Here is a 15,899-nt window from a genome sequence, read left to right on the forward strand (position 1 = left end):
AAGGCTTGTTAAGTGATTATTTGCGTGCTCAACTGGCTCAGCCAGTTATCAAATTCGCATGATCTGCGAAAGTCCTAATAAATAAAGTTGGCTTGCGAATCGGTATGTGGAATACTCAGCTTATCAAGTAGCGAATTCCACTTATTTCGCTCGGCAGTAATCGCCCGCTGGACCTTAGGAATGAACGTAGTGTCGTTTAAAGCTGCCAGCGCAGCCACGACCGACAACCGATTCAAGTCGTGTACATTGCCTAAACCCTGAGCCTGTAAGTAGGAACCTAACGACTTAGGAACCACAGCATAACCGAGGGCAAGACCAGCCATCCCGTACGCTTTGGCAAATGTTCGGAATACCATTACATTATCACCCTGTCGGAGATTAGTTAAGGCGGTTCGATCGTTAAAATCGTCAGTAAACTCAAGATAGGCCTCGTCAACAATGATTAACGCTCGCTGAGAGGCTTCATGCAAAAAGCGGTGAAAGGCTTCTCTATCGTTAACGGTACCGGATGGATTATGCGGATTGACCAGAAAGATGGCCTGTGTTTTCTCGCTAATCCGAGCCGCAATGGCGGGCAGATCATTCGTTTTCTGTTGATTTAAAGGAACAGCCACGACGCTCCCACCCACTTTAGCAGCCGCGTTGACCAAGACTGGATAACCGGGCACCGAGTAAATAAACTCTCCTTTCCCGCCTTTAATTCCGAGAAGTAAACCGAGCTGTTCGAGAATTTCACCAGGTATTATCTGAGTAGGCTCAACACCTTCTTTCCGGGCAATAGACGCAATCAATTCCGCTCCTGCATCATCTGTATACCGTGCTAATTTTCTCAGTTCCTGCTCAATTGCCTGATTAACTCCCGCTGGTGGACCATAAGGATTTTCATTCAGTGATAATTGAGTAACAGGCTTTTCGCGCACACTAACGGGTGATTGCGCACTCGTTACGGAAGTGATACTGAGAAATAGCAGCAAACAGGAGAGCTTATGCATATTGGTTTAATGGCAATTAGTCACGTAGCTTATGGCTTAGTTAAACACTAACTGGTTGTGCCATCATTTCTAACGTAGTCGTTTCGTAAACTGACAGATTAGCGTCCCGAACCCGTTCCATGATTGGCCGAATGGCACAGATTTCCTCATCGGCGCAATCGTCGCATCGTACGTAAAAGTTTAAGGAAACGCAGGGCGTCGGCGCAATGGGCCCGTCGATGATACGAACAACCTGGGCTAGATTCACCCGCTCAGGTCCAACCCGTAAGAGGTAACCTCCCCCTTTTCCTTTTTGACTCTGCAGAATGCCATGATTGCGCAATTCCAGCAGAATCGCTTCCAGGAATTTTTTCGGTATGTTTTCTCTAGCGGAAATTGTTGCAATTAAAATGGGGCCTTTGCGATATTCCTCTGTAAGTACCTTCAGCGCTTTTATGGCGTATTTGGCTTTCTTTGAAATCATTAGCTCTTCTAATTATAGGGATCAGTGAATGACGAATTCAGATTCTGGTTCAAATATAGAATTGATTCCTTCATAATCTTCTATATCTATAGAGAATATATATTTTCATCTCTAGGAAATGCCATGTCTCAATCTAATAATGCTACGATTAGTTGCTTGAATTATGGTTAGCAGGGCCTCCAGGCAATAAACGCTCAATGTGCAGAAAGCCAACTGGCTACATTGTTCATGCTCTAAAACTCAGTGAGTAAACTCCTGTCTGAAGTTGAGTATTTTAACTTATTGCGCCCATCACATACTCCTAATTCCCGATAGACTTTTACGTAATCTATTGAGAATCATTTTACTACCTTTTACTTGTAAAAATAAATTTGGCTATTCACCTTTGTCTATTCATTAACACGACTGTTCATAATGTGTCCAATAACTGCTCACTAATAAAGGTAATTAGTCGTCTAATTAGTAGTTATCAGTACGTATAGGTTGGCGATAACTGGATGGTGAATATGCATGGCAAACATGCGATTATTAAACTATAAAATCAATAGAATTAATCAACTACACTGCATCAATCTTACTCGCTCTTGAATCGAATCATGTCTTTATCACACCAAGTTTCACAACAAACGCGTTACGAGCCGACAGTACGCGTGACGTATCGTATCGCCGGTTTTGATCGCCCGAATTTCGTTAGTGACATCGCTGATTCCGTTCCTCAGGATGATTCCTTTCTTATTCGTACGCTCGCCTTTGAGGCCGACGGTATACAGGCGATGGGTGTACTAACGATTCAAATCCAGCATGGAATACAACCTATGTATAACCTGACTCAGCGACTTCGCTCGGTTCAGGGAATCGCAGTTTGCAAGAATTTCATGAGTGATTACAGCAAATAGTAAAAGCAGTGCTAAACCCCACGGCAATGGGATTGGCATGAAGAAAAAAGCCGAAATGGCGGCAACCGTTTCGGCTGGCTAACAATAAGGCTCTGGCAACCGAAGCGTCGGACCGGCCTCTTTTTTTCACGTAACCAAAACAAAGTAATGCAAAAACTTTTATTTGCAGGAGTAATCTGGCTGCTTTCCTGCGGAGGATTATTAGCCCAATCGACTGCATCTCGTCTGTCAGGTATCGTTCGGGCTAACACTGGTGACCCGCTTCCGGGCGCAAACGTCGTTCTAAAAAATCAAACAAAAGGCGCCACTACTGATGCAGAAGGTCGCTTTTCCTTAGAAGCACAAGTTGGTGACGAGGTGGTCGTTTCGGCTATTGGCTACCAGACTATCCCTGTAAAAATTAGCTCGACCAGCACGCTTAACATCACATTGCAGGAATCAGCATCTCAGCTAAGTGAAGTTGTTGTGGTCGGCTACGGTACGCAGGATCGTAAAAACTTAGTTGGCTCTGTCAGCCAGGTCAATGCTGATGAAATCAAAAATCGTCCTGTAGCTAGTTTCGATCAACAGTTGCAAGGTCGGGCAGCCGGTGTACAGGTGGCGGCCAATACAGGCGTACCTGGAGATGGAATTTTCTTCCGCATTCGAGGTACGACATCTATTAATGCTAGCAACGATCCACTCTACGTTGTCGACGGCGTATTTGTCAATAACCAGTCACTACAAAAAATCACAACGCAGGGACAATCCAATAATCCCCTGGCTGATATTAATCCCGCAGATATTGAATCTATTTCAATCCTGAAAGATGCTGAAGCAACGGCTATTTATGGAGCGCGGGCAGCTAATGGTGTTGTCCTGATTACAACCAAACGAGGTAATTATAACAGCAAAACGAAAGTAACCCTCAATGCGTCGGCGGGCCAAGCCTGGGCGCCTAAACTTTGGGATCTGGTGACAGGGCCTGAACACGCCACGATCATCAACGAAGCCTGGATCAACGACGGAAAACCAGTAAGTACGCGCCCTTTCCGACCGGTTTCTGAAGGGGGACGTGGGCTTCCTGAAGAACAACCTACTTATGATCGATTGCAGGACATTTTCCGGGCGGGCGCTTTACGGAATTACGACGTAGCAGTATCGGGGGGTACCAAGCAAACGCGGTTTTATTTAGGCGGTGGTTATACCAGTCAGCAAGCTACGTTACGTACCAACGACTTTTCACGGGCCAGCTTTAAACTCAATCTGGATCAGGATATTATAGATAAGATTCGTATTGGTACGAGCAACATCTTTTCGCAATCGAACCGAACCAACGCCCGCGTCGGCGACGGACCGCAAGGGGGTATTCTTCAGGCCGCGCTACATACGCCAACGTATCTGCCCAAGTTCAATATGGACGGTACGTATGGCAAGTGGGCTGGATTTGACAACCTCGACGTACTGATCAACAACACCGATATGCACTCGACCAGTACACGCTATATCGGTAATATTTACGGCGAATATGACATTCTGAGCGGCTTGAAATTTCGTAGTAGCTGGAGCATTGATTACAACGACTACAATGAATATGAATACTGGAACACACTCACCAACCGGGGAAGTGCCAGTAAAGGGTTAGCGACATCGAGCGTAAGCAAAAACACGATCTGGATCAACGAACAGACGCTTTCTTATCGGCAGACGTTCGGTACGCAGCACAATTTCGGCGCATTATTGGGTAATACGTTCCAGGGCAACGTATCGACTCAGACGTTAGCACAAGGAACGAATTTCCCATCGGATGCTTTCAAGCAGATCGCGTCGGCATCGGTCACTACGTCGTCGTCAAATCGCAACCAATATAACCTAGCTTCCTTCTTCGGACGGGTCGATTACAACTTTGCCCGGAAGTACTTTTTCGAAGCTAGCCTTCGAGCCGATGCATCGTCGAAGTTTGCGGATGGGCATCGCTGGGGATATTTCCCATCGGCTGGGGTAGCATGGCAATTGAAACAGGAGAAGTTTCTTCAGAATGCTACGTTCCTGAGCGACCTGAAAATTCGGGCCAGCGTCGGTTGGACCGGAAATCAGAACGGTATTGACAATTACGCATCGCGCGGGCTCTGGGGCGGGGGATACAACTACCTGGACAATCCAGGAACAGTACCCGTGCAACTGGCTAATCCAGAATTGAAATGGGAAACCACCCGGCAAACGAATGTTGGCTTAAATGTGGGCTTGCTCAATAACCGGATTGGGCTTGAAATCAATGCTTATTCGAAGTACACCTATGATTTGCTGCTTCAGGTGCCACTGGCGCAGAGTTCAGGATTTGCCAGCATCTACCGCAACGACGGCGAAATCAGTAACCGCGGACTTGAGTTTGCGATCAACTCGCTGAACATAAGCAAAAACGGCTTCCAGTGGAACACTAGCTTTAATATCGCGACCAACGTAAACCGCATCGAGCGACTTTCCATTCCGGTGGATGCCAGCTACGCTACCGAACGCATGGCACAGGGTCAGCCCTTCCATGCCTTCTTCGTATATAAACAGCTATACGTCGATCCGAAAACGGGCGATGCTGTCTATGAGGATGTGAATAAAGACGGACAGATTACCGTCGCAGACAAGCAATACTACGGCAGTGCTCTACCGAAATTTTTTGGTGGCTTGAACAATACCTTCGCCTACAAAGGATTTGACCTATCAGTCTTCTTCAATTTCAGTTCTGGTAGTAAAGTCTTCAACAATAACCGATTTTTCCATGAATCGGGAGGCACGCGCGACGACCGTCGGGCCATCAACAAAAACCAGTTGACTCGCTGGCAAAAGCCAGGTGATATTACGGATGTTCCGCGCGTAACGACCCTGGGTAACAACTACAACCTAAGCCCTATCAGTCGCTTTGTAGAAGATGGGTCGTTTATCCGGCTTAATTCAGTCGTGTTTGGCTACACGATTCCGAAAGCCATCCTAAGCAAAATTGGTATTTCGTCGGCACGTGTTTATTACTCCGGCTCCAATCTGTGGCTGCTTAGCAACTATCAAGGGCCCGATCCGGAGGTAAACGTAACAGGAAATCCGACAACGCAAGGTTACGACCTGGGTACACCCCCTCAGCCCCGCACGGCACAGTTTGGCCTCAATCTGACTCTCTAACATAAAGAACAGTAGCTGGTTTGCAAACCAGCTACTATCCGATATCATGAAAAATTCGTTTAAACTGATTCCTTTTATCGTTTTACTTAGTGGCTGCCAGGGATTTTTAAATGTGCAGCCCGAGCTACAGGTCGATGAGTCGCAGTCAATTACAAATTCTAGTACTGCCGAAGCTGCCGTCAATGGCCTCTATAATCGGTTAGGTAGCGATGGCTATTACGGTTCCAACTTTCCATCGCTGTCGTATCTATCCGGTGGTGATATTCAATGGACTGGTTCTCAATCGGCTCCGCAGGAAATTACCTCCCGAAAATTAACTGCTGACAATGGCTACGTAAGTTCAGCCTGGCAGGCGATTTACCGAACGATTCTACAGGCAAACTATCTGCTCGAAACGGTTCCGGCCTTAAACGACCCGCAACTAACCGCTGATCGTAAAAACCAGATCCAGGGTGAAGCGTATGCGATTCGGGCGCTGTCGTACTTCGATCTGGTTCGGGGATGGGGTGGTGTCCAGTTGATTCTGAAGGCAACTCGTACACCTTCCGACAATACCGGAATTGCACGTAGCAGTGTAGCCGATACGTATGCGCAGGTGCTGAAGGATTTGACCGCTGCCGAACCATTGCTGGGATCGACCACGAGCCGCAATAAAATAACCAGGAAAACGGTCTGGGCGTTACGTGCCCGCTATCATCTGTATCGGCAGGAATGGGATCAGGCCGAAACTTACGCCAGCAAAATCATCGACGATGCCACGAATTACAAGTTAGCGAAACCGTACAGTGCCTTCTATGCGAATAATGTTGCAGCTACAACTGAATCGATTTTCGAAGTTGCCTACACCAATTCGTTTAAGAACGGGAATTACAACTGGTGGTTACCCCCGGCATTGAGCGGTCGGCGGGAATGGGCACCTAATGCGGCCCTTGTTACGTTGCTCAACGATCCAAATGTAGGCGGCAACCGTAAAGACTTGATCGCTCAAACGGCCCCTCCTGGTAATCTGTGGTACGGCAAACTCTATTACCGCACTCCTCTGGGAACCGATCCTGCTTACATCATCCGGTTGTCGGAATTGTATCTGATTCGAGCTGAGGCACGCGCGCAACTCGGCAAAACAACGACGGCTCTGGCTGACCTGAACGCCGTTCGCGACCGGGCTGGGTCACCACTTTCTCAAGCGTCCACTAAAGATGCCCTTCTGTTGGCCATTGAAGCTGAGCGTCAGGTTGAGTTTCCCTTTGAAACTGACCGTTGGTTCAATCTGGTACGTACGGGTCGTGTAGCGACTGTACTGGGTATTACTGATGCTAATAAATACGTATTGCCTGTCCCAAACAGCGAAATTTTAGCCGACAAATCGCTGACGCAAAACCCAGGCTATTAACCTCTTACTACGTATCAATCCAGCTATTGTATGCTAACCAAACTACTGATATGAAAAAGCAAGTCATTTTCACCTTCCTATTTTTAGGATTAATTACAGCCCTAACTCAGGCACAGACGCCCCAAACAGTAGGGCCCGAAAAAGGGGCGCTGGTGATCGTTGGGGGCGGCAACATTACACCCGACATCTGGGGGCGATTCATTGAACTGGCGGGTGGAGTTGCCAATGCCAAAATCGTAGTAATTCCAACGGCAGGGGAGGATTCATCCGCTACCCGCACTCCGCGTGAGCTGGAACAGTTGCGCGGGCTAGGTGTCAAGAATCTGACCATTCTTCATACGCGTGATCCTAAGGTTGCCAATCAGGAATCGTTTGTAGCGCCACTACGCAGTGCTACGGGCGTCTGGTTTGTCGGTGGTCGTCATTGGCGGCTGGCCGATTCGTACCTGAACACCTTGTCTCACAAAGAATTTAAAGCGGTACTGGAACGGGGCGGGGTGATTGGCGGTACGTCGGCGGGCGCAACGATTCTAGGTTCGTTTATGGTGCGGGGCGATACCAAAGGCAATTCAATCATGGTGGGCGATCACACGCAGGGGCTCGATTTCATTCATAACGTAACGATTGATCAACATTTCCTACGCCGGAATCGCCAGTTCGATTTGGTTGATGTCATCAAAGCTCACCCTGAATTATTGGGTATCGCGATTGACGAAAGTACGGCGATTGTAGTACAGCAAAATACGTTCGACGTAATCGGTAACTCCTACGTCGGTATTTACGAAGCAAATCAAATTGCCAGTAGCGCCAAATATCCATCGGGCCAAAATAGCACCGGCGGACCGTTCTATTTCATTGGCAAAGGGCAGAAATTCGATCTGAAAGCACGTAAAGTGATCAGCCAGGCACCAGCCAGGCCCAACGAACCAGCTAAGTAGCCATCGCCATCCTTCGACAACGTAGTGCTACGTTGTCGAAGGATGGTAGTACTTTATCTATAAGACTGAGAAAGGCCATTATAGAAAGACTTTAAATCGAATTTCTGACGGATCACACGTTATTCTGACTGGCATCAACGAAAATAAGGATTCGATATACGTAGTACTAGACCGGATCGATCGACCCTATGCCTTGTCGAAGAGCGCGCTAATCGCCGGTACGTATTAGTCATTGATTTTCAATATGAATCGATATAGTTTCTGGGTGCCTAGTACACTTCTGTTTGTTGCATTGGCTAGCCATTTCCAGACAAACGGCGAAGCAGATATTGCTTCATCCATTGCCAAAGTTGATACGTTGCCTGCTCGCTTTGGTTTCGGACGACCAGCTACAGGAGCCGAAATAACGCGGCTTGATATCGACGTTCGACCTGATGGGAAAGGGTTACCGCCTGGTCAGGGGCAAGTTGCCATTGGCAGGCAGATTTTTGCGACAAAATGCGTAGCCTGTCACGGTACCGTAGGTGGCCCAAATGGTTCGCTGGTGACCACAACCAATCCAGACCGGAAACGCCCGGAAAAAACCATTGGCAATTATTGGCCTTATGCCACAACCGTGTTCGATTATATCCGTCGGGCGATGCCGTTTAGCCAGCCCGGCTCACTCACAAACGACGAAGTTTACCACCTGACGGCATACTTGTTACAGGCAAATGGAATCATCGACGAAAAAACCCTCATCAATGCACAGACGCTCCCTCGCGTGGTGATGCCTGCACAAAAACTATTCGTTCCCGACGACCGGAAAGGCGGACCTGAAATTAAGTAAATGAAGAAAATTCGCATTCAACTAGAGCAGCTTACGAACCGTATTTCCCGGCGGACGATGCTTGGGGGCGCGGCTACAGCCGCCGTGGCACTGGTTCAAACGGCATCGGGCAAAACGATCCAGCAAGGCGTATCGCTGAACGAACTGCTCCCTGAAGATCCGACCAAACAAATCGGTACGTTAGCTGGAGAGGTTGGGACACGATCTGCGTTTGAAAAAGTCGTCAAAAAACCGTCCGACATTTCGTCTCGGTCGCCATTGCAGGATTTTTACGGAATTATTACCCCGTCCGACCTGCATTTCGAGCGGCACCATGCGGGCGTACCAGCCATTGATCCGGCTAAACACGAATTACTGATTCATGGACTGGTCGATAAGCCGTTGGTGTTTACCGTTGCGGATTTAAAACGTTTTCCATCAGTTTCGCGGATCGCCTTTCTGGAATGTTCGGGTAATTTTCGCGGTGGTAAAGAAACCTTAAGTCCACAGGAAATTTGCGGCCTGACCAGCCAGAGCGAGTGGACGGGAGTCAAACTTTCGACCCTGTTTCGAGAGGTCGGCGTTAAACCGAACGCCAGCTGGTTTCTGGCCGAAGGGTCCGACACGGCTATTATGACACGTAGCGTTCCCGTCAAAAAAGGCTGGGACGATGCGATTGTGGCTTACGCCCAAAATGGCGAAGCGTTACGTCCCGAACAGGGATATCCGGTACGTTTGTTTCTGTCTGGCTGGGAAGGTAATACGTCCGTCAAATGGCTACGTCGGCTTGAATTGTCAGACCAGCCGTTTATGACCCGCGAGGAGACCTCGAAATACACCGAGCCAATCAAAGACGGGAAATACCGTCAATTTAGTTTCGACATCGATGCCCGGTCGATCATTACGTATCCGACTTACCCAAAGACCGTTGAAAAAGGCTGGATTGAAATTAGGGGATTGGCATGGAGTGGTCGGGGCAAGGTGGTACGTGTCGAAGTTAGCACAGATGCAGGTAAGTCCTGGCAATTGGCTACGCTTCAGGACCCGATTCTGGACAAAGCCCACACCGCCTTTCGCTACGTTTGGAATTGGAACGGTACCGAAACCGAAATCATGAGCCGCGTAACGGATGAAACAGGTTACGTTCAGCCAACCTTTGCGCAACTCGCCAAAGCCCGTGGTACGGATAATGGGGGCTACCATTTTAATCCGATAACCGCCTGGCAACTTAAACCCGATGGGCGGGTGCTGCATCGCCCTGACAACTTGCGATAATATGGTAGAATCGAGCAGTTTACCTGCCTATGATGCAGTTGTAGTTGGTTCCGGACCAAACGGTTTAAGCGCGGCTATTGTACTAGCCCGAGCTGGGTTGTCGGTTATTGTGCTGGAAGCGCAGTCAGTTGTTGGTGGAGGTACGCGTTCGGCTGAGCTAACTCTGCCCGGTTTTGTGCACGATATGGGTTCAGCCATCCATCCGATGGCGGCTGGCTCACCTCTGTTCCAGCAATTGCCTCTGGCCGAACACGGCTTGGAATTCATTTATCCACCCATAGCAGCCGCGCATCCCCTCGACAGCGGCACCGTAGCTACGCTCGTTGGCTCAGTAGAAGACACTGCTCGTAGGCTGGGGGCTGACGAAACCATGTACCATAAACTTTTCGACTCCATTATTCAGCATTGGCCAACGCTGGCGGTTGATTTGCTGGGACCTTTGCGCTTTCCAAACCATCCGCTCGATATGGCGCAGTTTGGCCTGGATGCGCTGCTTCCCGCTACGACCATAGCCAATCGATTTAAAACACCTGAAGCGAGAGGGCTTTGGGCAGGTATGGCCGCTCACGCTATTCAACCACTCACGAATCTAACTACTTCAGCGATTGCCTTGGTATTGATGGCGATAGGGCACAAACAAGGCTGGCCGATGCCCAAAGGGGGCGCTCAGGCGATTGCGAATGCTTTGGCGTCTTACTTCAAATCGCTAGGTGGCCAAATTGAGGTTGACCGTCCGGTTCGTTCACTGGCCGATCTGCCCAAATCGCGGGTTGTGCTGTTCGATCTGACGCCTAAGCAATTGCTGACTATCCTGAATGATAAATTCACGAGTGGACTATCCAACCAGATTTACCAGAAACAATTGCAACATTACCGATATGGCCCCGGTATTTTTAAAGTCGATTGGGCGCTGGATGGGCCAATTCCGTTCACCGCTCCCGACTGCCAGCCAGCCGGAACAGTTCACTTAGGGGGTACGTTCGAAGAAATTGTCCGGTCCGAACAACAAACCTACGACGGACAGCATCCTGACCAGCCGTTTGTATTACTGGCTCAGCAAAGTCTGTTCGACCCCACCCGTGCTCCTGCAGGTAAGCAGACAGCGTGGGCCTATTGCCACGTACCAAACGGTTCGACGATCGATATGACTGAACGTATCGAACGGCAGGTCGAGCGTTTTGCACCGGGTTTCCGTGACCGAATTCTGGCTCGCCATACAATGAATACGGCGCAAGTTGAAGCCTGGAATCCAAACTATGTTGGGGGTGATATTAACGGTGGTATTCTTGATATCTGGCAACTATATACCCGACCCGTCATTGGCTTGTCGCCCTATCAAACATCAGAACCAGGCGTTTTTATTTGTTCATCTGCCACCCCTCCCGGTGGTGGCGTTCACGGCATGTGTGGCTATCACGCGGCTCGTGTCGCTCTGCGCGAAGGTTTTGGCAAGCCCGTCCCGATTGCCTTAACTAGCCAATAATCAGTAGTTAATCTTTACTTAATTAACCTATAATTACTATGTCAACAGTTGTTGCCACAAAGCCTAAAACCCGCTTTGCTCTGACGGAAGATTGGACGGTTGTCGTCCTTGGTTTACTGAGTATTTCACTGGCCTTGAGTGGGTTGATTATTCCCGCTCCCAAATTCGACTGGGCCAGCACCGACGACTTATTTACCAGTGTTTTTACGTCGAAGAATGGCCTGCTCATTGTCGAGCAGTTCCTTTTTACCTACGTATTAGCCTTACTTGGTACCTGGTTGAGAGGTGATGGTTCAGGCACGAATTCAGTACGTGCCACCCTGCTTGGTTTCCCGGTTATTTTCGCTTTAACGTTGCTGGCGTTGCTGCTGTCAGGTAATAAAACGCTTAAAGGCCTCAACCTCGAAGCCGTCATTTTTAGCCTCAGTATCGGATTAGCCGTTGGAAATCTGTTTCGTTTACCCGACTGGTTACGAGGGGCATTATCTACCGAACTATTCGTCAAAATTGGGTTGGTACTGCTCGGTACGACCGTCATTTTCGGCGATATTCTGAAAGCTGGATCGTTGGGACTTATACAGGCATTGGCGGTGGTTGTCTCTGTATGGTATTTTGCATACTGGATCAGCAAGCGACTAAAAGTTGATGATGAACTTACGATGATGTTAGCGTCGGCGGTATCGATCTGTGGCGTATCAGCGGCCATTGCGACCTCGGGGGCAATTCAGGGCGATGGTAAAAAACTCTCCTACGTTATTTCGCTGGTGTTAATTACCGCCATTCCAATGATGCTATTTATGCCCTATGCAGCCAATGCACTTGGGCTTTCACCGGCTATTACGGGTGCCTGGCTAGGGGGTACTATAGATACGACGGGCGCTGTGGTTGCATCAGGAACACTAGCTGGCGAAGAAGCCTTGAAAATTAGCACCATCGTTAAGTTTTCGCAGAACGTACTGCTTGGTGTTGCAGCTTTTGCGATTAGTGTTTATTGGACGTATACGAAAAACCAGTCGGAAACTGTCAAGACCAGCAAACCAACACTTGGTGTTATCTGGGAGCGTTTCCCGAAATTCATTCTGGGATTTCTGGCAGCTTCGCTTCTGTTTTCGTTTGTCATCAGTCCGGAAACAGTGAACGTAGTGAAAGGCAGTTTGAAAAGTTTACAAGGGCTGTGGTTTGCGCTGGCGTTCACCAGTATCGGTCTGGAAACACGCTTCGCTGATCTTTTCAACGCCGACAATCGACGTCCCCTTTATGCATTCCTGATTGCCCAGACGTTCAATATTTTCATAACGTTAGGCATCGCCTATTTGCTTTTCCGATAATTGACAATCTGGTACATGATCAGCTAATTACATAACGTATCTTCCATTCGAATAGAATTTCAAAGTCGCTATGTTATCGGGTTAATAGACCTGCATCAAGGACAAACTGCGAACCGGTAACGTAGCGGGCCTCATCCGAAGCAAGGTAGAGCACCATCGCCGATACGTCTTCTGGCTCTACCCAGGGCACCGGCAGCAGATTTCCTGCAGACCGTTCGGCGATTTCCTGTGTGGTCGTTCCTTCCAGCTCGGCCAGTCCATCATTCATGGGTGTGTTAACTCCAGTAGGATGAATAGAATTTACACGGATACTATGCGGAGCCAGCTCTATTGCCCAGGATTTGGTTAGACCAACCAGCCCCCATTTCGATGCGGCATAATGGCTCAGACGGTTCATGCCCCGAAGACCCGCAATTGAAGAATTATTGATAATAACGCCCGAATTTTGCCGAATCATAACGGGAATGATACGTCGAGCTACCAGCCAGGGACCTTTCAGATTGATGTCGATCATGGCATTCCATTCCTCTTCGGGGAGTTCATGCGCCAGACCATACGCGCAAATACCGGCGTTATTGAACAGAATATCGATGCGGCCAAAATTACCGATAGCCCGTTCAACAGCGTAGCTTACATCCTTATCGTTTCTTACGTCGCCAGTAACTGTCAGACACCAGGCGTCTAGAGCTTCTATTTCCTGTTGTAAGGAGGCAAGCTCAGATTCGGAGCCGAGCGAATAGCCTGGATAACTCAACGGTTTCGCTACGTCAAAAGCGACAATGCTGGCTCCTTCTTTTGCTAATGCTATTGCAACAGCCCTTCCTTGTCCATGAGCAGCTCCCGTTATAAATGCGACTTTGCCGGCTAATTTAGTCATAAGTTGCTGGCAGAATTAGCAAGTACATTCACGTTTAATCATTTATAAGCTCAGCGTTGCAGGTCATAGAAAAGGTCTTCTGACTGCGTAAAGCCCTCAAAGTTTTCGTCAAGAAAATGATATTGGATTTGCCGGAAACGGTTGATCGTGTAGATAGCCGGTACGTACACATCCTCAGAGATACCAGATACCCGGTCCCAGATTGGATCATTCTCTGAATAGACACCAAACCGACGAGCTACCGCATTCCCAGCATCGTAAGCTAATAGCATGTTGTCTACGTCAACCTGGCGAGCTAAAAGTCGGGGGTTTTCATTTGTAAACACCACCAGTTGTCCACTAATGGATTGAAGTTTAGTTGCCAGTTCTTTTAAAGCAGATAAAAAAGGACGAGCGTATGTTCCCCAGCAAGGGCAGTAAAAACTAACGACGACTGGTCCGACTTCCAGTAAATCTGGTAGATAAAGTGATTTATCCGAGAAATCAGTTGAAAACAGGCTCGCCTGCCAGGAATCCAACGTGTTTACCAAGGAGAAAAAGGGGGCTAATTCGCCAGTAACTAAAGGCTTTACACGTTCGACAGGCAGCCGATCTTTAACAGCTACACCACGTATATCACCTAATTCATTAACCATTTCCAGAATCATGACTCAACTAGTTAGCGTTTTCAATTAGGATGTTGGGTAAAATCTATTTATAATCTATATATTAACTAGATTTATTTGGAAAATAAATAAGCCAGCGAACTGACTTTTAAAAATTGCCCTTTTTTTTAATAAACCGGAAATCGACTGCAAAGGTTATAGCCTTTTTTAATTTATCCAAATAATTACGTAAAAAAATGATTTTCAGTGCTTTAGTGAATAGTCTATCTAGATTGAGGAGTATTATGCAAGTAATTAGGATCAACTTTGTTCATGGCGTCTTCTATTTAAACCAGCTTACTTTCTTATCCTGCAATGGGTAGTGTTTATCAACTTTTGTTAGGGTTACGTGTAACGAGTCCCTCGATTCAGTAATTCCCGCGAGTTCAAACGTCGTGGACGTTGGCTGTTTGTACGCCAATGTGATTTTTTGAGCAGTATCGACTCTGTTTCTGAGGGTTAAGATTTGTTCATCTGTATCTACTTCATAGCCATAATATAGGCGGCCAACATTGCCATAATACTCCGTAGTTCGTGACTTGTTTTCGGTATTGAGCGCAGCAGCCCCAGGTCGCTCGATACTAATCGTATTAAATTTTTCAAATACTACGTTTTGCCAACGTACTGAATCCTTGGGGGAATAAGGATGCTGCTGATGATTTATCGCAAAGGATGATACGTCATAATAGCCTGTAAACTGAGCAATGCCTTCCGTCATAGGGAGCTTGAACGTCTTTCCTGCTGCGTACACCCGACTATATTCATACCCTCGGTAGATCAAAAAGACGAGTATGAATCCTGTTTTCAACACGAGTCGAGCTACTTCCTGCCAGCCATAACTAAAATGGGGCAAGGCAATCTCAGGAATGAGTGCGGGACGATGGCGAATCAGTAAATCATAGAATCGGTGCCGATCGCGTGCCAATAAGATAAGCGCCAATAAAAGAATGTGTAAACTGGTCAGCTCGACTCCAGCGTCGTAACCAATGTTCACAAACCAGATCGGTACCAGAATAGCGACCATCATCAAAGCACCCAGCGTCGTTGTCGCCCGAAACAGAACTAATATGGTTGCTACCAGCTCAAATAGTCCAGCAAAAACCTCAAAAATCGGCGAAACACCTGTTGTCAGCCAATACAGTTTTCCGGGTGTAAAATTGCCTAGGGGCGTATTAAGTTGACTTATCGTGGGAAAAGGCATCTGCACAGGCAACACCTTAGCGATCGCAAACCAGGACATACGTAGCGCCAATGAGTAGCGCACCAGCGTAAAAAACCAGTACGTTACTGTCCGGTAAGTTCTGCGGTTTCGATCAAAAATTGTCCAGATCGTGCCCAGCACAAAACAGCCTGCCAACGTGATGAGCCAACCGATATAATTTTTGCCATCGGCGTTCAAAAAAAACCACGGGTTGTTCTGACTCAGTACGTCCAGATAGCGCCACGGGTAATCGGTTGTTGAAAAGCTTTTGCCAAAATCCTGCTGATAAAAACTGGGATTAAACGGAATCGCAGTCAGGATAGCGTACGCAAAGAATGACCAGAACGTGATTTTTTCGTAGGTTTTCCAACCACTACGTTGCTGGGTAATAGGAGCTTCGGTGACCATAAATTTTAATACATTAAATACCGTGTACGGTGGGTAGGCTTTTACTACG

13 protein-coding genes are annotated in these 15,899 nt (G+C 47.8%); 8 read left to right on the forward strand and 5 right to left on the reverse strand.

What is annotated here, in order from left to right; genetic code table 11:
- Positions 1–74: 74 nt before the first annotated feature.
- Both IC229_RS33295 and IC229_RS33300 read right to left on the reverse strand, forming a co-directional pair.
- Complete coding sequence (locus IC229_RS33295) at positions 75–992, reverse strand: pyridoxal phosphate-dependent aminotransferase (RefSeq protein ID WP_190893044.1); 918 nt, start codon at positions 990–992, stop codon at positions 75–77.
- A 40-nt stretch (positions 993–1,032) separates the two neighbouring features.
- Complete coding sequence (locus tag IC229_RS33300) at positions 1,033–1,455, reverse strand: RrF2 family transcriptional regulator (RefSeq protein ID WP_190893046.1); 423 nt, start codon at positions 1,453–1,455, stop codon at positions 1,033–1,035.
- A 596-nt stretch (positions 1,456–2,051) separates the two neighbouring features.
- Between IC229_RS33300 and IC229_RS33305 the strand changes: the two genes are divergently transcribed.
- The 8 genes from IC229_RS33305 (at position 2,052) to IC229_RS33340 (ending at position 12,720) form a co-directional block, all read left to right on the forward strand.
- Complete coding sequence (locus tag IC229_RS33305; RefSeq protein WP_190893047.1) at positions 2,052–2,351, forward strand: hypothetical protein; 300 nt, start codon at positions 2,052–2,054, stop codon at positions 2,349–2,351.
- A gap of 147 nt (positions 2,352–2,498) precedes the next feature.
- The gene (locus IC229_RS33310; protein ID WP_190893049.1) at positions 2,499–5,498 is read left to right on the forward strand and encodes a SusC/RagA family TonB-linked outer membrane protein; all 3,000 of its coding nucleotides are present in this window, start codon (positions 2,499–2,501) and stop codon (positions 5,496–5,498) included.
- 46 nt (positions 5,499–5,544) lie between these two features.
- Positions 5,545–6,888: a RagB/SusD family nutrient uptake outer membrane protein gene (locus tag IC229_RS33315; protein WP_190893050.1), complete on the forward strand. Its 1,344-nt coding sequence runs from the start codon at positions 5,545–5,547 to the stop codon at positions 6,886–6,888.
- 50 nt (positions 6,889–6,938) lie between these two features.
- Positions 6,939–7,826, forward strand: a complete 888-nt coding sequence (locus tag IC229_RS33320) for a cyanophycinase (protein WP_190893052.1) — start codon at positions 6,939–6,941, stop codon at positions 7,824–7,826.
- A 244-nt stretch (positions 7,827–8,070) separates the two neighbouring features.
- Positions 8,071–8,655: a c-type cytochrome gene (locus IC229_RS33325; RefSeq protein WP_190893054.1), complete on the forward strand. Its 585-nt coding sequence runs from the start codon at positions 8,071–8,073 to the stop codon at positions 8,653–8,655.
- Positions 8,656–9,909: a sulfite dehydrogenase gene (gene soxC / locus IC229_RS33330; RefSeq protein WP_190893056.1), complete on the forward strand. Its 1,254-nt coding sequence runs from the start codon at positions 8,656–8,658 to the stop codon at positions 9,907–9,909. It abuts the gene before it with no gap.
- Between the two features lies 1 nt (position 9,910).
- Positions 9,911–11,392 (forward strand): phytoene desaturase family protein, encoded by a 1,482-nt coding sequence (locus tag IC229_RS33335; RefSeq protein ID WP_190893058.1) that lies wholly within the window; start codon positions 9,911–9,913, stop codon positions 11,390–11,392.
- Between the two features lie 38 nt (positions 11,393–11,430).
- Complete coding sequence (locus IC229_RS33340) at positions 11,431–12,720, forward strand: YeiH family protein (RefSeq protein ID WP_190893060.1); 1,290 nt, start codon at positions 11,431–11,433, stop codon at positions 12,718–12,720.
- A 73-nt stretch (positions 12,721–12,793) separates the two neighbouring features.
- On the opposite strand, the gene IC229_RS33345 is transcribed toward IC229_RS33340, so the two are convergent.
- The 3 genes from IC229_RS33345 to IC229_RS33355 all read right to left on the reverse strand — a co-directional run bounded on the left by IC229_RS33345 (position 12,794) and on the right by IC229_RS33355 (position 15,850).
- Positions 12,794–13,597 (reverse strand): mycofactocin-coupled SDR family oxidoreductase, encoded by an 804-nt coding sequence (locus IC229_RS33345; protein ID WP_190893061.1) that lies wholly within the window; start codon positions 13,595–13,597, stop codon positions 12,794–12,796.
- Positions 13,598–13,647: 50 nt separating this feature from the next.
- The gene (locus tag IC229_RS33350) at positions 13,648–14,244 is read right to left on the reverse strand and encodes a redoxin domain-containing protein (protein WP_190893063.1); all 597 of its coding nucleotides are present in this window, start codon (positions 14,242–14,244) and stop codon (positions 13,648–13,650) included.
- 280 nt (positions 14,245–14,524) lie between these two features.
- Complete coding sequence (locus tag IC229_RS33355) at positions 14,525–15,850, reverse strand: hypothetical protein (protein WP_190893065.1); 1,326 nt, start codon at positions 15,848–15,850, stop codon at positions 14,525–14,527.
- Between the last annotated feature and the right edge of the window lie 49 nt (positions 15,851–15,899).

It is taken from the genome of Spirosoma profusum, from assembly GCF_014699005.1.
GTDB lineage: Bacteria > Bacteroidota > Bacteroidia > Cytophagales > Spirosomataceae > Spirosoma > Spirosoma profusum.